Below are 23,462 nucleotides of genomic sequence, written 5' to 3' on the forward strand. Positions count from 1 at the left end.
CATATCACATTTTTTGGAAATTCATAGAAATAAAACTTTCACATTTAAATAAATTATATTAATATATCAAATAAAGGAAGTGAGAATAAATGGAACAACCGCTATTTTTATTAGTTCTTCAATTCATTGCATTCATATTAATCATTTGTATCGTATATGGAATGTTGTACAATACCGTATTAAATTTAAATATGCCTAAATGGACTGCACATATAGTAGCTACGGTCTTTTCCCTTGGTATTACCTATCAAGCTTTTATAAATTTTATTTGAAAAACTTTTGTAGCAATTACTTCTATTGTTGATGCAGTAAAGCTTTTAGAAAAAGCAGGATTGCAATTTGAGAGGGTTATTTCAAGATCAGAAAACGTAACCATTTTTTATACAGTCTTTCCAGCGCAAAATAGTGAAGAAGTTAGTTCCGCTGAAAGTGTGTTTGCATAAAAAGAAATGAATTTAATTGATGCTACAAAAATTTTATTTTAATTCTGGTTCTATTGTTTGGAATCGTTCTAGGGTACCATTTGTGTGGACTTTAAAAATTTTCATTTGCGCACCAAAATGTTGCGTTAAGTAAAATGTATCACCAGTTATTAAATTTCCAATCTTCCAATCAGGTTGATATGTACTTTCCATGGAACTTTCTAAATCCCAATCATTATTAAATTGATATATAATGAAGATGAACTACTCAACATTTTCGTTAAAGATAGTCTATCAACCTCTAACTACCTAATGAACTCAAGTAAACACATCTTCAGTCATTTTAAGAGGTACAAAAGGCACCCTTTCGGGTGATTTTTGTATAAAAATTCTATTTTTTCATATTCGATACCAACCACGAACCTTTTTAAAATAATAGTATCATTATGTCTCCTTTTTAGAGATTATTTTTAATTACCTTTAATTTTTTGCACCAGAACCGGAAAATCCCTGACTACTCGAAATATCAACTATCAGGTGCTAATATTCAATAACGCGTACTGAAAATGATTAAACATTTTTATAAACCCGTGGAACATTTAAGAAATCAATTTTTCTCTTATCGAAATTTAATTAGCTTACAGTAATACAGTGGTCATATATTTTTAAGAATAACGGAAGAATATATAGAAATTGCTACAGAAATGTGAAGTTTAATTAATTTAGGAGGAACAAACTTGTTTAATCAGCTTGTAAAAGTTATACCGAATTTATTTACGATTGGAAATTTATTGTGCGGTGTTTTCTCAATCACCTTGAATATGAGTGAATATTTAGGAGCAGCCTCCATTCTCATTTTCTTTTCAGCTGTTTTAGATTTTCTTGATGGAAGAATTGCAAGAAAATTAAAAGTGAACAGTGAGTTTGGCGTAGAATTGGATTCCTTAGCTGATATTGTTAGTTTCGGCGTCGCTCCTGCGCTTTTATTTCATACGATAGCAACACCTTCTATTTTAACTTCTTTGGCATTTATCCTATTCCCAACAATGGGTGCTTTAAGATTAGCTAAATTTAGTATTAAACCAACTATTGGATATTTTAAGGGATTACCTATTCCAGCTGCAGGATTATCATTGGCTGGCATGGCATTGTTTTCATATAGTAATGCATGGATTACTTTAATCCTCGCCCTCTTAATGGTAAGTCCCATTAGGTTTAAAAAATTTTAATGAAGGTCACGCCCAACGCCATTAAGGAGCATTTTAAATGGATTTAACGCGTCAATAAGTATAAAAAAGCGGGACAATAATATTAAATTAGGTGCCCTTCGAAAAATTAAAACCTTGTATTTATGGCTATTGGGTTAATCCATCGATCTGTTATTCTGAAACGTCAGTCCACTTTTAACAGGAGCTCCCTTTATCAAGAGAGCTCCTGTTCTTATTTCTTCTTCTTTTCTGTCGGTTGGCTTTGTTTAGCAAAATTAGATGAATCATCAAAATTCGGTTGCTTTTTACCAGCATTATTACTTCTACCTTTTCCCATATGTAATGCACCTCCCCTCCCCCTTACTATTCCCAATAAAAAAATTCTCTTGCATCCAAGAGAATTTTAAATTGGGTTCTTATTGATAATACCTAAGTACTTCCAACACTGCCATTCCATAAAAGATGGATCCAATGTTAAATTATTTAATGCTAAAACAAATATTACATTTTCATATTTAACTGGATAATCAATTAATAATCCTAATGTATTTCCTGAATCTGCGACAATTATGATTCCCTTTTCTAACACGTCATCTATAACTTCTTTTAATTATTCTTACCTAGCATATAATATTTTCCTACACATTGAGATTGCATGTTGTATAAGGAAGCCCTTCTTCTTTCCATGCAAGAAATCCTCCCTTTAAATTCACTACTTCCTTTATACCAGCTCTTTGTAAAATACTAGCTGCTATAGCGGAACGTAATCCGGTTCGACATTGCAAAACTATTGGAAAATCTTTCGGTATATAATCTAGTTGTTCAAATAGATTACCTAAAGTGACATGTATTGCATCATGAAGGTGTCCTTCCTCCCACTCTTTTTTACTACGCACATCGATAACCTTAACGCTTCCACCTTTTATATGCGGATATAATTCAATCGATGTTTTTTCTTTGTAACTTTCAAATCTATCAAGTCTTTGTATTACTTTTAAGGGTGCAAAAGCAATAATATTATCTAACCCAATAGATTCAAATTCTCTAATAACTGCCTCTACTTTAACCTTTTCCTCATCTAGAATTATTAAAGTTTCTTTTTTATAATCTAATAACCATCCACACCAAGTTGTGAAAGAATTGTTATAAGGTATGTTAATTGACTTCTCGATATGACCTGCAGCAAAACTCTCTACATCCCTTATATCAACTATTTGATAAACGCTCTTCAAAATTTCTTGAAGTTCTTCTACTGTATTAATAGCAGTACTTTTTCTCTTCTTACGAATTGGCGGACCATACTTATTTAAATTCTTCATTAATGAAAAATACTTTGGAGGCTCTGGCTGTGCCGTCAATAAAGTCGATATAAAATCACTTTCTTCATTACACCGAAATGCCCAATTGAACATCTTTTCATAACCTAATGTAGAAGTTGGAATTGCTCCTAATGCTTTTCCACATGCGCTTCCCGCACCATGTGATGGCCATATTTGCAAATAATCAGGAAGTATTTTTATTTTTTGTATAGAATCAAATAATTGTTTCGCTCCTATTTTTGCAGTATCTTTAATACCGACTGCAGTTTCTAATAAATCCGGCCTTCCTATATCTCCTACAAATATAAAATCACCTGTGAATATTCCTATCGGTTTATCATTCGTATAATTATTTTGACTTGTATCAGTTACTAAAAAAGAAATACTTTCAGGCGTATGCCCTGGGGTGTGAATTACATTAAATTTTATATGACCTACTTTAAACTCTGTGCCCTCTCTAACCAATTTGTATCGACCTTCGTTAAGATATTGATATTTCCAATCACAATCTCCTTCATCAGATACATATAAATTTGCATGGTAAAGATTAGAAAGTTCTCTAGACCCAGAAAGAAAATCAGCATGAATATGGGTCTCAGCCGCAGCAATTACTTCCATCCCCTCTTTCTTAGCAAATTCTATATATTGTTCTATATAGCGACTAGGATCAATAACGATTGCTACGCCTTCTTTCTGACAACCGACTAAATAGGAAGCATGTGCTAATTTTTCATCATAAAAATATTTTAAAAGCATAGCTATTCCCTCCAATTAGTTATTTCAAATTAATTTTCAATTTTTGTAACCACTTTTTATCTTCTCCTATAGAATCCCTTTCAACATTAAATTCCAATACATATATGGCAACATATATCTTTTAAGTAAAAACATACTATACCGTTCTTTCGCTTGATTAAATGGAAACGTTTCTTGAGGCTCATGTTCATAGTTAAATTCAGCAAGTATAAGACTTTTATATCCTGTAACAATCGGACATGATGTATATCCATCATATTTAGCCTGTAAATCTCTTCCGCTAAGTACGTCCATAATATTTTGTTTTAAGACGGGTATTTGTTTTCGAATTGCTGCTCCAGTTTTAGAGGTAGGTAAATTGGTACAATCTCCAAGTCCAAAAATATTTTTATATTGCACATGCTGCAAAGTATAAGGGCTTATATCTACCCACCCCTGATGATCACTTATCTCACTCTCTTTAATAAAATTAGGTGGCCCCATTGGCGGAACAACATGTATCATACTATATGGTACGGTTTCTCTTTTTAGTGTTTGCGTATCTTCAAAAATTGCCTCTCTCTTTTCGGCGATAATTTCCACTAGATTTTTATTATAATTCGTTATAATTTGCTTTCTTTCTAGTACTTGTTCTAAAGTATTTGCATATCTTGGAACCTGAAATATGTTATTGTTTGCAGAATAAAACATTACTTCACTTCTGTTTCTTAAACCACTATTACAAAAATACTCCTCTGCTAAGTACATAATTTTTTGTGGAGCACCACCGCATTTAATAGGAGTATTAGGGTGGGTAAAAAGCGCATTTCCTCCTTTAAATTTTTCGATTTCTCTCCAAGTAGAATCAACATATGTATAAGAATAATTGCTACATACCCCATTAGTGCCAATAGACTCTTTTAAGCCTTTAATACTGTCCCAATTTATTTGTATACCAGCTGCTACAATAAGAATTTCATACTCAAGTAGCAGTCCGTCATCTAAAAGTATCTTATTTTCAGATGGAAATAACTTAACAACACTTTTAGGGATCCACGTTGCCCCTTTTGGAATAAGCGATTCCTGATTACGCATCGTACTTTCCTTTGAAACAATTCCTCCCCCCACTAAACTCCATAGTGGCTGAAAGTAATGTTTTTTTGATGGATCAATAATTGCTATACTTTCTTTCAATAGGGGTACATTTCGTAATAAATGTGCAGTAGAAGATAGTCCTGCTGTCCCAGCACCAATTACAATAATTTTATAACTATCTCTGGTCTTCATTATCCTCTTCCTATCTAAAATTGATTTTTAAATTAACTAATTAGTAGCCATTTTTTCATCGTAGTAACATTATTATAAGTTAAAAACATCATAGCTTTATCTGATTCAAATGAAAATTTTGTTAATTTTACCATCAACATTACTATATGCGTAAATCCCCTATGTTACTTCCATATTTTAGTTTTAATATCAAAACTATATATTGTTATATAAAATAAAAAATATATTAAAATACTTTTCATGAATCCGGATAAGTAATGTTTAAAAAATAACATCTAACATCTTAGATGTTATAATAAACAAATTCACATACTTCACAAATATGAAAAGTATTAAATATCACTTAAGTTTCGTTACTTTTTTTCTGTATATATTGATAAAAAATTGTGAAATTTCATCGCATTATGCAAGACATTTAATATCAAATATATTACTTTTACTATGAACTAAATGGTTTATAGGGCTTTTCTAAATAAACAAGGTGCTAAATTAATTCTTAAGAAGCCATTATCATTGCATTTATCTAAAAATTTAAAAAAATACACGCAGATGGATATCATCTTAAATACATATATAATTACCTTTAATTTTTTGACACGATTTCACATAATTCTTAAACTGATTTTTTTGCGTGCATTATGAAAAAAAATGCACCGTGTCAGTCTTTAAAAGATTATATATCATAACTTTAAGAGAGGCAGGAAAACTATGAAGATGAAAAGAAAAATCTACTGGTTAAATGCTAGCCAATAGATTTTTCTTTTTTATCTAAGGATTCTTTTAAAAGAACAACAATTTTACTACAGTAATCAAGAACAGGTTTCTAAATTAAGTTACTGGAGAATATATAACTCTGGCGCAATATCCCTACCAGCTTTCATTCCAATAATAACTCCATGATATAACGTCAAAGATGAAATCCCTCAACTTAGGTATTTGACTTTTTAAATTTATACAAATGTCTTAGCTCTATGTACTGTGATATATAGGTCCACATCAATATGTTATTGCATCATATACTGAACAGATAATTTAAATTACTTTTATAAAGGATGATGAGGATGAACCTAGAAGATATACAAAAATCCTATGGCGTAATTGTAAGTTTAGGAGGATTGTGTCAAGTCACCAACCAAATCAAAAGACACAATTTAAGAACATTTTCTGGACCTTTAGATTGGTTTTATTATCCATCACTTTCAGATGTAAACAGATTACTTCAAAATCGATTTAAAAAATTCATGAAGTTGGAAAATATGGTTATAGAAGGTTCCGAAAGTTACGGTCTTATTGAATCAGAATTTGATAATCAAATTAAATGGGCAGAACGAATTACCTACTGTATAAAGGACACTTATTATAATTGTTTTTCAATGCATGATTTTCCTATTAATTCCGAAAAGGATTTGAAATCAACCTATCCTTCTTTTAAAGCTAAATTAGACACTAGAATTAATCGATTCCTTGAAAAAATAAATAGTAGTGAATCCATTTTATTCATTAGAATTTGGGGAAATCGAGATGAAGCGGTTGAATTACAAAACGTATTATCTAAAATTACAAATAAGGATTTTAATATTCTTATTGTTAATTTCAAGGAGGGTATATCTAATATTGTTGAACAAAATTGGGGAATATCGAGGGTTTGTTCAATTGAACTCCCACGTTATCAGGATAGATGGGAAGGTGATGATTCCGATTGGGATGTTATTTTAAACAAAATAACATTAACTTAATAATTTTCTTCTTACTTTTAACATGATTTGGCCCGTAAAATCAAATAGGTGTAGAAAAATAAAATTCCTGTCTAATTGATACACACTTAATTAACAAAACGTTCATATAATAATTCGTAAGTCCTTCTTTATTGAATAAATAGTTCTTTACAAAATTAGTTCCATCACTAGAGCACCTTTATGCGGTGCTCTTTTTTGAATTTATAAAATGTAAAAATAGTTGTTCCATTTTCCTTTAAATGGCTAATTCCCTTTGTTATTCTTCTATTGATTTCTGTATAATCATTTATGCGATCAGCATATTCTGCTTATGTAGTGCATTCACGACTACTTACTTCCATACTTTATCTTATATTTTGTCTTCTTGGATATTTCATTATAAGCTTCTTCAATTCCCTTGATTTCCTTCCCCTTCTTTTATCTTAAGAACAAGCAATTTCTTTCATTAATATTAAATAAACTAAAGCATAGATTTTAAAAGAACCTAATTTACATATAATTAATGATAAACTACAGTGTGTATTCTCCACGTTTAATCAGCATCTGAATTATAAATCTAACATATTTTTTTTAGTTGATTGTCATTATGGTACAACCGTGTATACATTTACCAAACAAACTACATAGTTTAAATTAGTAAAATATATAGAGAGGAAGGAAATAAATCTATGAAAGTCATAATTTTGTGTGGCGGAAAAGGGCTTCGGATGCAAGGAATTTTAGAGGACATTCCCAAACCATTAGTTCGAGTTCAAGGAAAGCCTCTCCTCTTGCATATAATGAATTGGTATAGAAAATATGGACATTCTGATTTCATTTTACCCTTAGGATATAAAGGTGAGAAAATTAAGGAATATTTTATGGACTTTAGCTGGAAAGAGAATGACTTTAGTTTGAATTTTAAAACCAGTCAATATACGCTACTTCAGAAATTAGAAAATTGGAATATACACTTTATAGATACAGGAATTGATACAATGACCGGGGCAAGACTAAAAAAACTTGAATCCTTTGTACAGGGTGAAACCTTTTTATTAACTTATGGTGACGGATTAGCCAATATAGATATTGATCAACTAATAGCATTCCATAAAGAAAAAGGAAAAATTGCTACATTAACTGGAATTAAAAAAAATAGTCAATACGGCCTATTGGCGGTCGAAGATGGAATTGCTATTGATTTTAAAGAAAAACCATTACTTGATGAAGTAATTAATGGCGGTTTTTTTGTATTTAACAAAGAAATATTCAATTATTTAAGTAATAATGATGATTGTGTTCTAGAAGAAGATCCTCTTCGAAATTTAATAAAAGACAATGAGCTCGCCGTCTATGAACACAATGACTTTTGGGCTAGTGTCGATACACCTAAAGATTTAAAAACTGTAAATGAAAGTTGGAATCCAAATAAATTTTAGTGGAGAGGACTGAATAAGCATTGAACTCTAATGATAAAAAAATAAGTTTACCTCGATTGTACATCCCCTCTAATGAGAAAATAGTTAACCCACTTTCAACAGGAATTAAAGCTTCAAATCTCTCCAAAAAAAATACTCAAAAAAGAATTAATCCCCAATTCTATAATCAACAACATGATCTAAATAATCATTTCTGCGTCATTGTAGGTAGTGAGTATGTCTTGAAAATTATTGCTTTACAGCAATCATTAATGCAGTACTCAGAAAAATTCACATTGTGGATTTGTTGTATAGATCCTTTTGCATATTCACTATTAAAAGAAATGAGTTTAACTAATGTAAACCTTTTACAAGTTGAAGAATTAGAAGATCGTGAACTAAAAGCAATTAAGAGAAAAAGAAAAGTAAATGAATATTGTTGGACTTTAAAATCTGTCTTGATAGAATATTTATTGGTCAATTATGATTTACCATCTATTCTATATTGTGATGGTGATTTATGCTTTTTCTCTGACCCTAATATTATTTTTGAGGAATGGGGTGACCATTCTATCTTCCTAACCCCCCAAAGAGATCGTGATTGGGTAGAAAAAATGTACGGAAAATATCAGGCTGGTCTAATTGGATTTAAGAATGATCTCTATGGACTAAAAAGTGTAAGATGGTGGAAAAATAAATGTATAGATTGGTGCAGTGCCGAGGCTGAAGAGGGGAAATTTGGAGACCAAAAGTATTTAGATTATATCCCTATATATTTTCCAAAAGTAAAAATTTCAAATAACTTAGGTATAAATGCTGCGCCTTGGAACTGTATATATAATAACGATTATAAAATTGACAAGACTAAAAATGATATATTTATTGAAAACGACAAACTAGTTGTTTACCATTTTGCATGTATTACTATCTTTACTGAAAATGATTTTGATCTTTGGTCTTTGGGAGAAATTTCAATACCCAATAATATATTAAACCATATTTACACTCCGTATTTAGAGAGAATTCAATTTATTTTAAAGCAATTAAAGGATAAATTCAATAAAGATACTAAACAATTTTTAAGTAAAAAAGATATAAATAAAGCTCAAACTTTATATAAAGATTCACAATTAAGAAGAAAAATGAATCAATCCAATCATTTTATGAACTTTTCCATGATTATAAGTAAAGAACGATTAATTCAAGGATTGACCTCTTATTATTCCTTAGAAAATTTCAACGCTAAATTTACTGTATGGATCTGTTGTATGGATGATCTAACTTATCAAATATTAGAGAAATTAAAATTAAAGCACGCCATACTAATTCCGGTAAAAGAAATTGAAAATCATGAACTCCTCAGTATAAAAAATGATAGAAGTTTACAAGAGTATTGTTGGACATTAAAAGCGCCCCTATGTCTACATGTCCTTAGTCTTTATCCGGAAGTTGATCACATTATATATTGTGATGCTGATATGTATTTCTTTACAGCACCTAATATCATTCTTGATGAGTGGTGGAAATACTCTGTATTCCTTTGCCCTCAAAGAAGCTCTACTGAAATTGAAAGCATACACGGTATATACCAAGCTGGTTTAGTAGGCTTCAAAAACGATCAAAATAGTAAAGAAATTTTAACATGGTGGAAAGATAAATGCCTAGAATATTGTAATAATCATTATGATGTTGAAATGGATAGATGGGGTGATCAAAAATATTTAAATCACATTCCTAACATCTTTTCTAATATAAAAATCATGACTCATAGAGGTATTGATGCAGCACCTTGGAATGTCATTTTAAATAGCAGTTCTATATCCAAAACAGATAATAAAGTTTTTATTGATCAAGATGAATTAATAGCTTTTCATTTTGGAAGTATGCAAATTATTAATCCAAATGAGTTCGATTTATGGAAACACGAAACTTTAGAATTACCTCCAGCAGTTTTAGATTATATATACATTCCTTATATTGAACAATTGAATAAGACATGTCATACCCTTCATAATACCTTTCAAAAACCTTCCTCCTCTTTATTTGCTGATCAAATTGATACAACAACAATAAAAAATTATTTTAAATACCCCTCCCCTCATCACAATTAAGACTGATACTTTCCTTATTTAAAAATAAATCTATTTATTTCAGCAACTAAAAATACATCTTAATAAAGGATAGATTATCACTATGATTGCTTCATTTAAAAATAAAACTTTCCTTATTACTGGTGGATACGGTTTTATTGGTTCTCACTTGGCACGAAGACTTTTAAATTTACAAGCAAAAATTGTTCTTTTCATAAGAACACCATCAAACTCTTGGAGACTAAAGGATATTCTAAAATATATTGAAACCTATGAAATAGATATACGAGATAAAAAACAAGTACAAGATGCAATAAAGAAAATTAATCCCGATTATATCTTTCACCTGGCAGCCTATGGTGTAAATTCTGCCCATACAGATTACATCCATGCTATAGAAACAAATGTTATAGGGACTTGTAACATTATTCAAGCAGCAAAATTGGTGAATTGTAAAAAAATCATCAATTTTGGGAGTAGTTCTGAATACGGTAACAAGATGGAACCTATTCATGAAAATATGTTACTAACTCCTGTGGATATCTATGGAAGTACCAAAGCTGCTGCTACTATACTCGCCCATCAAATTGCTAGCGAAAACAATATTAATCTTATAACATTAAGACCTTTTGGCATATTCGGAGAAGGCGAAGAGCCGCATAAAATTTTTAGCTATATAATCTTGCGAGTATTACAAAACAAAGATGTAAATTTAACTTTATGTAATCAATTAAGAGATTATTGTTATATAGAAAATGTAATAGATGCCTGTATCCTAGCAGTAGAAAATACTACTGTACAAAATGAAATTTTTAATATTGGGAGCGGCACTATTCACCCCTTGAAACATTATGTAGAATTATTATTCAAACATTTGAAAACCAATTCCAGACCAAATTACGGTGCAATTTCCTCTAGAACAAATGAAAGATGGGTTCCTGAAGCGGATGTGCAAAAAATAAAAAACTCTCTTTCCTGGGAACCTAGAATTAATATTGAAGAAGGAATTATAAAAACTGTTAATTGGTATAAAAATAATAAACATTTATACCTAACCCCCTAAAAATAGGGTACTAAAGGAGGTGGACTAATTGTTAAACCAAAACTTTAATAATGCTTTTTACGGAAAAACAATTTTAATTACTGGACATACTGGTTTTAAAGGTTCTTGGTTATCCCTATGGTTGAATGAATTAGGTGCTACTGTAATCGGATATTCATTAGATCCTAAAAATAAGAATGATAACTTTAACATTACTAACCTTCAAAATAATATAATTGATATTCGTGGAGACATTAGAGATTTTAATAAATTAAATAAGGTTTTTACAGATTATAAACCTGAAATTGTATTCCATTTAGCTGCCCAACCTCTAGTTAAGTATTCATATGAATATCCTAGAGAAACATACGAGGTAAACGTTGTAGGAACTATGAATGTACTAGAGGCAATTCGATTACATGAATCAGCTAAAATAGGAATCATGGTGACAAGTGACAAGTGCTATGAAAATAAAGAATGGCCTTGGGGTTATCGTGAAATTGACCCTATGGGCGGCCATGACATATATAGCTCAAGCAAAGGATGCTGCGAACTTTTAATTTCTTCCTATCGAAATTCTTACTTTTCAGAAGAAAACTTTTCTCAACACAAGAAAATAATTGCAAGCGTTCGAGCTGGTAATGTAATTGGTGGTGGTGATTGGTCAATAGATAGAATTATTCCTGATTGTATACGAGCATTAGAATCAAACAAAAACATTATTATTAGAAACCCTACTGCTATTAGACCCTGGCAACATGTACTAGAACCCTTAAGCGGGTATTTACTCCTTACAGAAAAAATTATAAATAATGGTATCCTTTATTCAGGAGCATGGAACTTCGGGCCATCCCTAAGCAATATTGTTTCAGTAGAAAAATTAGTGACCAGTTTACTAGATATTTGGGGCTGCGGGGATTGGACAGCAGAAAATATAGATCCAATAAATTTTCATGAAGCAAATTTACTAAACCTTGACATTAGCAAAGCAAAATTCAATCTTAATTGGCAGCCAAAATGGTCCCTACAACAGACTTTAGAAAATACAATAGAATGGTATAAACATTATAATTCTTACACCAGTTCTGAGATGAGAAATCTATGTATTAGCCAAATCAAACAATATTGCATGCTTTGAACTACTCCCACTTACCCATACTTGCTGTGAGTTCCTTATGGAGGGAGTCTTCTTGGTTAAAATAATAAAAGATACATTAATTTTTATAGTCTAAATTATAAACCTACTATACCTAAAATTATGTGATTGTCCATTAACAAAAATTTTATTTCTTCGGTTATTTCAAATCAACTATTGACATTATATTGAAGAATAAAGGAATCACGTATTTTTCTAGTGATTCCCTTGTTCTGAGAAAATAATGTCTTGCTTTAACGACAATACAGTATATGTGATTATTAATTTATTTGTTCTAGTTATGAAAAAATCTATTCCTGTCAAAAGAGCTTTCTTCAAAGAAAAACTTCCTTTTTTTCTACTTATCCTACTCGAAAAGTAAATAATGTTATTTTTCAGATAATTTCATCTACTATTTATAGAATTACACTGAGCTTTAACAAGTTTATGCTTATATATTGATTCTCTTATTTATTATCACCAATGTTGATGAATTTATGCATAGCTTATTCTATACACAAATAGCTTTTTGAATTATCTTTTCAGAATAAATAAAGGAGACTTTCTCTTTTATGCACTTTCCCCTTACCAGTCTTAAATTTCCCTTTAATCAACAATAAGAACAAATCTTCAATATAGTACATCTTCTTTGAACTACCCCCACTTTCACTTCGTTTAGAAGTGAGGGATTCCTAAGTAAAGAGTTCTATCGAACTCTAATTGATTAGGCTAACCCCGCAGTCCTTGCGGTTAGAAGCCTTATCGCTTCACTCTTTAGATTGATACTTGCGTTAATATCCCTATCATGGTGTGTACGACAAGAAGGACAGTCCCATTCACGTAGGTTTAGATTTTTAACGTCTTTATTTTGATATCCACAACAAGAACATAATTGGCTAGAAGCAAATGTTTTCGATACGACAATGACTTGTTTGCCATACCATTTTGCTTTGTATTCTAACATTGATCGAAATTGCAACCAAGATACCTCACTAATTGCTTTTGCTAACTTATGATTCTTTAACATATTCGATACTTGCAAATCCTCTATACCGATAACATCGTGGTTTTTGATGATTTCAGTTGAAATTTTGTCCAAGTAATCTTTTCTAGTATTTGATATGTATTCATGAATTCTAGCTACCTTTACTCGTTGTTTATTCCAGCGAGAAGATCCTTTCATTCTTCTAGAAAGAACACGCTGTGCTTTCGCCAACTTATCTTCTAATGATCGGAAAAATTTCGGATTTTCATAGTGTGTTCCATCTGACAAAATAGCGAAATCTTTTAGTCCTACATCTATTCCAATGTAAGAATGTGTTTTTGGAAGTTCTTGTACTTCTGTTTCAACTAATAGTGACACAAAATATCTACCAGAAGGGTTCTGTCTAACTGTAGCATTTACAATACGCCCCTCTACTTCGCGACTTTTGGCAAATCGAACAAGGCCTAGTTTCGGCAACTTTATTTTGTTCCCTACAACGGCAATGTTTTCATTTGTTTGTTTTGTGGTATAAGATTGTACGTTGTTCTTCTTAGATTTAAAGCGCGGTGCGCTGTTTTGTTTTTTGAAAAAGCGCGTATAAGCATCCGCAAGGTTGCGAACAGACGACTGAATCGCAATACTATCCACTTCTTTTAGCCAAACAAGCTCTTTCTTCATGGCAGGTAGTTTGGCAGAGCATATACCATAGGTCAAGCCTTTTCCTGTCTCTTTGTATGCGTGATCCCATAAGGATAAAAAATGATTGAATACAAAGCGAGAACACCCAATCGTTTTGTTGATTAGAATTGCTTGTGCTTGATTTGGATAGATACGAAACTTATAGGCTTTATTAATCATTATTTGATTCACCTCCATTTCGGTATATGACTATTATACACCAAACGTACATTCGATAGATAGTAGAGTAATACTTTCTATATGTCGAACAATTAAGATGGCTTCCTGCCATCTCTTGTTCGAGGCCAATTCATCTCCCACCTACTCACTGGACTGTGGCCCTTCACGCCCCTTGAGGAAGGAGTCTTCTTGGCTAAAATGATAAAATAAAATAAAACAAAACCATACGTAAGATAATTTTACTATTACAAATAATGACATAGTCTGTTTCACCTTTTACATTATCTAAAAAAGAACTTGTAGGAATTCTTACAAGTTCTTTTTTGTTTTCTTTATTTTCTTCTTATTTACATACGCAAGATTTATATATTTTATCGGATACATACTATATGTATCCGATAAAATAATTTAAAAATTAATATGTAATTGATCCGTTTTAAGAAAAGGAAATTTCATAAATCTTCAATCACAGTTTCTAAGTTCACCTGATAGAACGTATAAAGACTCATATCATCTTTTGATAATTTTTTGGATGTTTTATTCTAAGTATATTCGACACAAATTGATTGTTTTTTATGAATTTTCTTGAAAAATATTGTAATATCACTCCATTTTTTCTTCTATTTTGTTATGATGTTTATAATTAAATTGGATTAGGATTTTTTTAGAAAATGGGGGCGTATATTATGAGTGTTTCAGTAAAGGGAAATGAGCAATTAACCTCTCTATTGAACGACTGGTATCGAGCTATGCTATCTCAACAAGTTATAAAAGCTACTAATCTAAAAAAGAAAATTGATGAAAAAATTAATAAGTTAAGCATTGAGCCGGATCAAGAACATCAGGATCAAAATTTGTTACTATACTATTCACTACTCGAATTTCGTTACAAGGTCTTAACAGATAGCCTTGGTATTCAACAAAATAGTTTTGATACTATTAGCGATTATGATATGCCTACAGATCAATTTCTACAATTCTATTATCATTTTTTCAAATCCATTCATTCCACTTTTATATCTAATTATACTGAGGCAGAGGAACATTATAAACTAGCAGAAAAAATATTGGTAGCTATACCAGATGAAATTGAACATGCTGAATTTTACTATAGAATTGCTACTTTCTATCACCATACCTATAACAATCTCGCTTCTATCGAGTACGCAAATAAATCGAGAGCAATCTTTTCAAAGTACGAAGGTTATGAAGTAAAAACAGCCTTTTGTAATAGTTTGCTAGGTGGTTGCTGCATCTATTTAAAACAGTACGAACAAGCAGAAGAATATCTACATTGCGCAATTGATTTACTACAAAAAAATAGGGAAGAAGATTCCTTGTTATACGTAAAAAATACTATGGGGTGGCTGTATTCTGATCAAAGTATGTCTACTTTAGCTATTCGTCACCTTTCAGAAGTAACAGAGAAAATCCCTACACACTTCAAGGCCATCTTCCTACAAGCTAAGGAACATTATAAGTTAGGAGAACAATCAACGGCCAGCCAACTCATTGATAAGGGACTACAGATTTGTAGAGAAATTCATAACGAAGAATACACACACCACTTCTCTATTTTAAAAAAATTAAACGAAAATATTCCATTGGAAGAATTAGAAAAAATCATTCAAGAAGGAATCTTATACTTTGAGGAAGAAGAATTATGGGAATATGTTGTCGAATACGCCGAATTATTTGCCACAAAATGTAGACAATTAGAGAACCACCAAAAAGTAAGTGACTATTTCCATATTTGTTATCAAGCAAGACAAAAATCAATCGCAAAAGGAGTGTTAAAATAATGAAAAAAATTAGCTTATTATTATCAGGCATTGCTTTTATTGGGGTATTAACGGTGGGAATTTTTCAGTTTTCTAAAACAGATCAGCTTGCTACTCATGGGCATTATCCTGCTCCTTCATATAGTGTTGGCGATTATGGTGGTGCACCACCACAAATTTAATGTAAATGTATTTAAAAACCCTCCAAATGGAGGGTTTTTAAATGGCTTATCTGCCTGTTCAATACGCATAGAGAGTACATATTATACTTATTTACTATGTTATAAGATTTTTCATTTCCACTCTGTAACAAGATTCTAGCATTCTCTCCTAGAATCTCAACTTAAATCTTAAATCCACCAATTAACTCTTGAAGTTCTTCCGCCATCTGTGCTAATTGTATTGCTGAAGAATTTATCTCTTCCATAGAAGCATGTTGTTCCTCAGATGAACCAGCTATCGTTTGCATACTTGAAGAATTTTCTTTTACAGCCATAGCTATTTGATCAATCGATGTATCAACTTTCATTGCATCAGTTGTCATTTTATTTGATAGTTCTACCATACCCTGCACTTTTGATACAATATCATTTGCAGATTTTGAAATCTCATAAAAACTTTGTTTTGTATCGTTAGCAACCTTAATTCCCGACTGTACTTCTACGCCTACTTCATTCATAGCTTTTACAGTCTCATGTACGTCTGCTTGTATTTCCTTAATTAAACTTCCAATTTCCATTGAAGATTCGGATGATTGCTCCGCCAACTTTCTAACTTCATCAGCAACAATTGCAAACCCTCTCCCCTGTTCCCCAGCTCTAGCTGCTTCAATCGCTGCATTTAATGCTAATAAATTTGTTTGTTCCGCAATATTTTGAATCGCTTCTAATATACTGCCAATTTGCTGTGATTTCTTATCTAATAATTTTATGACATTATCGGATTGAGAAACAGAGTGATGGATAGACTGCATTTGTGTTACAGTTTGTTCTACTAATTGTTCACCTTCATTTGCTTTTTGTTTAGTGTATATGGATGAAGCCGATACTTCAGAAGCATTCTCAGCTACGTATTGAATATTTCGTGTTACCTCACCAATTAATTCAGCTCCAGACTCAACTTCATTATTTTGAACCTCTGCACTGTTCGAGATTTCTTCCATCTCTTTTGTAATTTGTTCTGTCGCAACACTTGCTTGCTCTACACTAGCAGTTAGTTCCTCAGAAGACGCAGCTACATGTCCTGCAGATGTGTTAATTTGAGAAATAATATTACGTAACGACTCTGCCATTGTATTGAAACTACCACCTAATTGCCCAAGTTCATCCTTTGAACGAATATCTATTTTCTCGGTTAAATCTCCTTGACTAATTCTTTGAGCTGAAATGACTAATTGTCTTAGTGGAGTAATAATAGATCTAAGTATGAATAGAATTACAATTCCACCTAACAATAATGAAGCACCTATTATAGTGAGCGTTTTATAAAAAATAGGATTGGTAGCTTCTTCAATTTCTTTCGTAGGCATTACGCCAGCTATTTTCCAACCTGTTTTTTTATTTGTCTTAAAGCTTATGTTTCGACCTTCACCATTGAGGCTATAAGTAATTACTCCATCTTCTGTCTTGTACAATTCATCCACTAAAGTTTTATCTAATTTCTCTCCAGGTTTTAGTGATGGATGAACAACTATAGTTTTATCTTGACTAACTATAGATACAAATCCTTGCTTCCCAATTTTTATCATTTTGGATGTTTTTACGATATCTTTAATATTCAAATCTACGCCAATGACACCACTTTTATCTGCATTCTGCTTTGCAATTGCAATTACCATATTTCCTGTAGACTTTGATTTATATGGAGATGAAACAATAATCTCTCCATCTGCTTTTACTGCATCCTTATACCAACTGCTTTCTAGCGGATTAAACCCTTCTGGTATTTTTCCAACAGGTGCATGAATAAATTGATTGTTACTGGATGCCGTATAAATTGTTTCTATCTCTGGATGTAACTGTATATATTGATCAAATTTATTCTGTACATTTTGCGATTGTTCAGGATTATAATCCCCTTGTGTGAGTACCTTTGCAAAATGAGTGATATCTGTATGCTTATTTTCTAATTCATCATCAACAATCTTATCTAAAATACTTATATTATCTTTTGCTGATTGTAGAATTGTTTCATTAAGATCTGTTTTTGCTTTATTATAAGATAATACTCCTACGATAAGGCTTGGTATAATTAATATTGCTATAAATGCCATAGACAACTTCGTTTTAAGCTTTATTTGCCCCAATCTTTCTTTTATATTAAACACTAGCTACTTCTCCTTTTCATTTTTACTACTTATATAGTTTATTTAAATTTTTCTCCTTTACTTTTCCACATTCATTTATGGTACCATTCGAAATGAAACCACAATTACATCCTATTATCCATACTTTATAATTTAGAGATTTAATTTTCACAGACAGAGTTTTATCTGTCCTCCTTTCGAATATGTTATTTTTCTAGATTCAGCAATTATTAGACTACGAATTATTCCAAATAAACTTGATGCAACATATACTTCATTTAAAAAATAATTATTGGATTTGTTTGGATAAAAATCTAGTTTAGCGCTAATCCAATCGGATGAAATTCTTACCATAATACATTCACTAAACATAAATAAGTAATTTTTTTTTAATACTTATATTTAGCTGCCTTTTAACCATTCTAACTGTATTATTTCATCGTTTTATCTATTTATTAAAACCACTTTTGTATTATTGAATCACTAAACTATAAATTCTAAATAGGAGAATAAAATAAATTAGAGAATTACATTGTAACACATATATATAAGTTGTTAATATTAAAATTTAAAACTTTACTATTTTTCATATGCAATATTACATGCGAAAAGCCATAATTTTTTTGTTATACTATGCATGTGGATTTTTCATCCAAAATCCACCCAAACGCATATTTATATATATGCCACCCTAATTGATGAAAGTGAGAAGAGTGTTTATCATTTTTCTCACTTTTTTATTTAGGCTCTGTTAATATTGATTATTGATAAAAAGTATTAAATAAGGGAAGACACCTTAGAGTTGGTGCTTCCCTTATTTGTTGATTATTCAAATCTAAAATAGGTATTTTCTAAACCTATTCTTTGCTTTAATGTTCTGCCCAAAGCATAATTATTTGGTAATTCTTTTTCAATGACACAAATAATATAACCTGCTTTTCCTGTTGTTAAATTAGTTAGTTGTAAGTAGTTAGTGTTGTCGTAGATATAAGAAATAATATATTCATAGAAATTATTTTCTTTATCTTCTCTATTCATACCAACATTGTACAACCTAACTCTTGCTCCTACCCAAATTTCCTCATCATCATCAACATTACTTAAAGGCATCCATTTCGAGTTATCCAATATTTCACCCTTTTCTTAATTCATTCGTTTATACACGAATGTTGCTAGACACAAACTATCATAAGCATCCGTCATTTCATTGATTAGACGACCACCGACAGAGAAAAAAGACTCAACATAGCTTTTTACCCATTGAAACACTTGCTCTTTTAGTTATTTTTACATTTTGAATCTACGAAAATGAATTCCCTTATAAAAACTCTAACAGAGAATCTTCCTTCCAAATTTCACCTAGGGAATTATTTGTTTTCCAAAAAACCTACCAACATCTTTATCAACTCATTTTAGAATATTTAAACAATAATTCCATATACATTACCTGTATAAATTATTCATTTTCTTTTATATAAGACCTACCTTTTTACTTTTAATAGATTATTAGACATTGGATTATTATACATAAATCCCAAAAACATGCGGTATTTTGTAGAATTTTGTCTATCAATATGTATGTACACCCTTTTGTAGTGGATATAGACTGTGAGGTGTAAGGAGATACCTTACAAAATAATAAAAAGGAGATTATAGAATGAGTAGATTAACAAAATTCTCAAAGTTAGTATTTGCAACTTTAATTGCGGGAAGTAGTCTAAGCACCTTTGTTTCGTCACACAGTGTACAAGCTGACACCTTAGATCCTAATTACCAAGACAATGTAAAATTCATACCACCTTCTAGTGCTAGGCCAAAATTGGAACAAAAAAACACTATTGTTCCAGAAGCAAAAGTTGTTAAAAACCATTATGTAAAGTACTCTAAAGCACATTTCCAAACTAAAGAAAGTATACCAAAAGAGATTTATTATTCTTCAGAAGGCTTTAAGGGCTATATACAGGCAAGTACCGTTTGGGATATGGGAGATCATTTCGCAACACTATATTCCGGAACCGTTATTCGATGTTAGACTTTTAATCCATTCTCCCCTAATGCTTAAAATGATTAATAACTCACTGCCAATACTGTAATATCTATTGTTCATAAAATAAACCACAAAATCTTTCGATTTCATGGTTTATCAAATATAAAGATAATGCTAAACGAATACTCTAACATTACCTTCCCCAAAGTTAATTATAGAGTATTTTCAAAAAAAAGACACTCTTGTAGTGTCTTTTTTATAGTATTTTAAAAAGAATTCCACCTACTAACACCTTTTTGTTGCGCCTATTCGTTTATTTCAATATGATACTTTTCCATCTCGTATATGCAATAGACAATGATAGCTAAACTCCAACTGACACTATAATAATTATGTGTGTAGAAGTCATAGCCCGCTTTAATACCTTTCTCTATTACAACTAATGTAAATCCTAAAGCCACCCATCTGTTAATTTTCATCTTTATAAACGTTAAAGAGATAATTATTAAAAATAAAATATTTGTAAGATGATTTATCATTAGCTCATATTTTTGAATGTATACTGCCATTATACAAGCAACGATATTAGTCGCAATGCCAAAGGCAATCACCGCTCCCCAAACCCTGTCCAAAAGTCCCACCCCTGAGTCAGTCCCTTCCTAAACAAATATCCCTTTCTTTAATTCGTTCCTACACCCTATTCAAGATATGCTAAATTATCCTTGTCTGATGAATATCTATTTATCTTTTCATATAGAGCAAACAAAATTTCTACTCATAATTTTTTCTTTATTAGACAAACTATGTCTAAGCCGTTTGGACTAACGGCTTCACTCTTCTGGTAATGGGATAGCACAATTTATTGAATTGACTAACTCATTCAACCCACTGGCACCGGCAGGCAACAAAATAGTTGTCTGCCATTTTCATGTATACTTTTTCTAATTTCATTTCAAACCAAGTGTGTGCTGTACTGATTTCAAAAGGACAGAATTTCATTTTTTAAAATGTAAAAAAGATAAGGTCCTGTCTACTTTTGGTATAGGACTTTTTCTTTTCACACATACTATTTTTGAACCTGTTTACCAATACGTGTCCTAATGGTATCTTGAATTCCTCCTAAAAAGGGCTGCAGATACGACTGCATGCCCTTTTATTTACGTTGCTTCTCTATATTGAATAAAATAATTAAAAACTAAAAATGTAATATTACATATTTTTTCTGTTCAGATTATGTTAGGATTTACTTCGTAGTCGAATTATGGTTTCGTATCTAATTCAGCAATATGTGAACTGTTTACCTAAAGAAAAGACACCCAAAAGGTGTCTTTTCTTCTTTTAATCTAAAAAACATTTTTTCTTTTCAGTAAGATCCAATTATCCCTCTAACCTAAACCTCATAATTAAAGGCAATTTAATCATGGTACTCAAGAGTTTTCATCCATTTCAATATACCTATAGCTTAATTTAAAATCACATTTCCAGCACTATATTTGCTTTCCTACAGATTTTCTGTCTTGTTCTTAATTCTGTCAAAATCCTCATGTAGCTATACAAAGAATATATGCTACTATGATATTAAGAAACTATGCGTTCCCTTAACCCTGTATCCGGCCCTGTATTTATTACAGGGTCTTTGTTTATTTTATTTACTTTTATTGGCTTATAAGGGTTAATACACAACCAATTTCAATTAAAACCGTTTAAATGTTAGTTAGGATTTGAAAAAATATATCTATTAACTTTTTTAACAAATGTAATCTAATATTAAATTTCTAAATCTATACTGTACTATACACCAGTTAACACTATATAAATAGTATTAACTATCTTAATTGAATATTAGTAATAGTAAGTATAAATATTATCAATTTACTACATCTTACATTTATGTAAAAATAAATACATGTTAAGCTTTTTCAAAATCTTTCCCCTAATAAAGATTTGAAGTAGCATTTCATGATTCTCCTTACTGTTAATATGCCTTGAAAAAGAACCCTATAGGGTTCTTTTTCTTCTCATTATAACCTCAGTAAGTCCTTATTTAACATGCAAAAAGGACTGCTAATTATTAGAACATTGCTTCATTTTCAAAGAAACAAAAAAAGGAATCCTTTACGGATTCCTTTTTGCAATGCACTCTTTTTCAAATGGTACATTTTGTACCTACTTTTAGTATAACTTATAATCCCTATAAGATAAATAAGATTAAATTGAATTTACTTCATTTATTTTCATAAAAGTATATAAATCTATAAATTAATACTACTAGGTTCACTTCCAAAAGGTTTGTATTTTTTCAATAAAAAGAATACATTATACTTCTTTATAATTTTACACTTTAGGTTTATCTGTTAATGCAGTAACAATCCTGTCCACTAAGTCTTCTGGCATCCATTCATGATTTGTATCATTCGTTTCATTTGGCCCTAAAGAATCAATAAACTTTTTAAACTTTGGAAATAAAACAATAGAAGTGATCCAATGTATCGTATGATTTATGGAGAAGAAATGAAAAACTCCTTGCTTTTCACCCTCCTGTAATATTTCTTTTAACTGTTCAAAATTACCTATGAAATACGGTTTAATCTTTTCTAATCGTGCACTTTCCTTAATAATCTCCTCATATGCCAATGATCCAATTTCAGGGTTCTCTTTTATATGTGTAGTAAAAACCGTTAAATAGTCTCTAAGGGCATTGATAGGATTAAATTGATTCTTCTCAAGAAAATTGGGTAGCTCATTAGCAAGACCATATTTCTTAAACACCTCATAATATAGGTTTTCTTTCCCGTTAAAATAGTAAGAGGCCATAGCAACATTCACTTTCGCTTCTTTTGCAATTTCTTGTATGCTCGTACCTTCGTAGCCACGCTCTCCAAATTTTTTCTTAGCAGCCTTTAAAATATTTTCCATCGTCTGCTCTCGAGATTTCCCCATTTCACACACCTCAAATAGTATATATTTCATTTCAAAAGCCCAATAAGGACTTTGAATAGAGTATCTTTTTAATGAAATTTAATTATATATTTAAAGTGGTAACTTAACAACCGATGAAGTTCTGATTACTTTAAACAATATCCCCTTGCGTAATATCAATAGCTTTCAAATACTTTACGCTCTTTTCTAATCGAGTGAAAGTCTGGACAAAAAACATCTAATATTATCTTAACTT

The 23,462-nt window shown here is 30.9% G+C and carries 18 protein-coding genes; 10 read left to right on the forward strand and 8 right to left on the reverse strand.

Features of this window, described 5'->3' with window-relative positions:
• Positions 1 to 89 precede the first annotated feature (89 nt).
• Positions 90 to 272, forward strand: coding sequence for a hypothetical protein (locus ACTFRU_RS05715; protein WP_000437513.1), 183 nt, complete (start codon positions 90 to 92; stop codon positions 270 to 272).
• A 204-nt stretch (positions 273 to 476) separates the two neighbouring features.
• Here ACTFRU_RS05715 and ACTFRU_RS05720 read toward each other — a convergent pair whose 3' ends face one another.
• Positions 477 to 635, reverse strand: a complete 159-nt coding sequence (locus tag ACTFRU_RS05720; protein ID WP_000446433.1) for a DUF5065 family protein — start codon at positions 633 to 635, stop codon at positions 477 to 479.
• Positions 636 to 1,159: 524 nt separating this feature from the next.
• Between ACTFRU_RS05720 and pssA the strand changes: the two genes are divergently transcribed.
• Positions 1,160 to 1,651: a CDP-diacylglycerol--serine O-phosphatidyltransferase gene (gene pssA, locus ACTFRU_RS05725; protein ID WP_000483080.1), complete on the forward strand. Its 492-nt coding sequence runs from the start codon at positions 1,160 to 1,162 to the stop codon at positions 1,649 to 1,651.
• A 617-nt stretch (positions 1,652 to 2,268) separates the two neighbouring features.
• Here the strand turns inward: pssA and ACTFRU_RS05730 are convergent.
• Both ACTFRU_RS05730 and ACTFRU_RS05735 read right to left on the reverse strand, forming a co-directional pair.
• Positions 2,269 to 3,705: an MBL fold metallo-hydrolase gene (locus ACTFRU_RS05730; RefSeq protein ID WP_025708910.1), complete on the reverse strand. Its 1,437-nt coding sequence runs from the start codon at positions 3,703 to 3,705 to the stop codon at positions 2,269 to 2,271.
• Between the two features lie 66 nt (positions 3,706 to 3,771).
• Positions 3,772 to 4,971, reverse strand: coding sequence for an FAD/NAD(P)-binding oxidoreductase (locus tag ACTFRU_RS05735; protein ID WP_025708911.1), 1,200 nt, complete (start codon positions 4,969 to 4,971; stop codon positions 3,772 to 3,774).
• 1,061 nt (positions 4,972 to 6,032) lie between these two features.
• On the opposite strand from ACTFRU_RS05735, the gene ACTFRU_RS05740 reads away from it, so the two are divergent.
• The 5 genes from ACTFRU_RS05740 (at position 6,033) to rfbG (ending at position 12,374) form a co-directional block, all read left to right on the forward strand.
• Complete coding sequence (locus tag ACTFRU_RS05740) at positions 6,033 to 6,707, forward strand: papain-like cysteine peptidase (protein ID WP_001047153.1); 675 nt, start codon at positions 6,033 to 6,035, stop codon at positions 6,705 to 6,707.
• Positions 6,708 to 7,375: 668 nt separating this feature from the next.
• Positions 7,376 to 8,125, forward strand: a complete 750-nt coding sequence (locus ACTFRU_RS05745; RefSeq protein WP_000864434.1) for a sugar phosphate nucleotidyltransferase — start codon at positions 7,376 to 7,378, stop codon at positions 8,123 to 8,125.
• A gap of 20 nt (positions 8,126 to 8,145) precedes the next feature.
• The gene (locus ACTFRU_RS05750; protein WP_440037535.1) at positions 8,146 to 10,215 is read left to right on the forward strand and encodes a glycosyl transferase; all 2,070 of its coding nucleotides are present in this window, start codon (positions 8,146 to 8,148) and stop codon (positions 10,213 to 10,215) included.
• Between the two features lie 82 nt (positions 10,216 to 10,297).
• Entirely contained in the window at positions 10,298 to 11,257 is a 960-nt protein-coding gene (locus ACTFRU_RS05755; protein WP_000561952.1) for an NAD-dependent epimerase/dehydratase family protein, read from the forward strand.
• Positions 11,258 to 11,285: 28 nt separating this feature from the next.
• Complete coding sequence (gene rfbG / locus ACTFRU_RS05760) at positions 11,286 to 12,374, forward strand: CDP-glucose 4,6-dehydratase (RefSeq protein WP_000934345.1); 1,089 nt, start codon at positions 11,286 to 11,288, stop codon at positions 12,372 to 12,374.
• Between the two features lie 721 nt (positions 12,375 to 13,095).
• On the opposite strand, the gene tnpB is transcribed toward rfbG, so the two are convergent.
• A complete protein-coding gene (gene tnpB / locus ACTFRU_RS05765; RefSeq protein ID WP_006922732.1) occupies positions 13,096 to 14,214 on the reverse strand; it encodes an IS200/IS605 family element RNA-guided endonuclease TnpB in 1,119 nt (372 codons plus the stop codon).
• Positions 14,215 to 14,900: 686 nt separating this feature from the next.
• Here tnpB and ACTFRU_RS05770 point away from each other — a divergent pair.
• Entirely contained in the window at positions 14,901 to 16,016 is a 1,116-nt protein-coding gene (locus tag ACTFRU_RS05770; protein ID WP_000116953.1) for a Rap family tetratricopeptide repeat protein, read from the forward strand.
• The gene (locus ACTFRU_RS05775) at positions 16,016 to 16,177 is read left to right on the forward strand and encodes a hypothetical protein (protein ID WP_000724107.1); all 162 of its coding nucleotides are present in this window, start codon (positions 16,016 to 16,018) and stop codon (positions 16,175 to 16,177) included. Before ACTFRU_RS05770 ends, ACTFRU_RS05775 begins: the two co-directional genes overlap by 1 nt.
• Before the next feature lie 161 nt (positions 16,178 to 16,338).
• Here ACTFRU_RS05775 and ACTFRU_RS05780 read toward each other — a convergent pair whose 3' ends face one another.
• Entirely contained in the window at positions 16,339 to 18,321 is a 1,983-nt protein-coding gene (locus tag ACTFRU_RS05780) for a methyl-accepting chemotaxis protein (RefSeq protein ID WP_440037536.1), read from the reverse strand.
• 804 nt (positions 18,322 to 19,125) lie between these two features.
• Entirely contained in the window at positions 19,126 to 19,410 is a 285-nt protein-coding gene (locus tag ACTFRU_RS05785) for a hypothetical protein (protein ID WP_002024558.1), read from the reverse strand.
• 547 nt (positions 19,411 to 19,957) lie between these two features.
• Between ACTFRU_RS05785 and ACTFRU_RS05790 the strand changes: the two genes are divergently transcribed.
• The gene (locus ACTFRU_RS05790; RefSeq protein WP_000088960.1) at positions 19,958 to 20,332 is read left to right on the forward strand and encodes a hypothetical protein; all 375 of its coding nucleotides are present in this window, start codon (positions 19,958 to 19,960) and stop codon (positions 20,330 to 20,332) included.
• A gap of 260 nt (positions 20,333 to 20,592) precedes the next feature.
• On the opposite strand, the gene ACTFRU_RS05795 is transcribed toward ACTFRU_RS05790, so the two are convergent.
• Positions 20,593 to 20,928: a hypothetical protein gene (locus tag ACTFRU_RS05795; RefSeq protein WP_025708929.1), complete on the reverse strand. Its 336-nt coding sequence runs from the start codon at positions 20,926 to 20,928 to the stop codon at positions 20,593 to 20,595.
• A 1,693-nt stretch (positions 20,929 to 22,621) separates the two neighbouring features.
• Positions 22,622 to 23,227: a hemolysin II regulator HlyIIR gene (hlyIIR, locus tag ACTFRU_RS05800; protein WP_006928663.1), complete on the reverse strand. Its 606-nt coding sequence runs from the start codon at positions 23,225 to 23,227 to the stop codon at positions 22,622 to 22,624.
• Positions 23,228 to 23,462: the final 235 nt, after the last annotated feature.

Origin of the sequence: Bacillus cereus group sp. MYBK220-1, from assembly GCF_051916445.1 — a bacterium.
Lineage (GTDB): Bacteria > Bacillota > Bacilli > Bacillales > Bacillaceae_G > Bacillus_A > Bacillus_A cereus.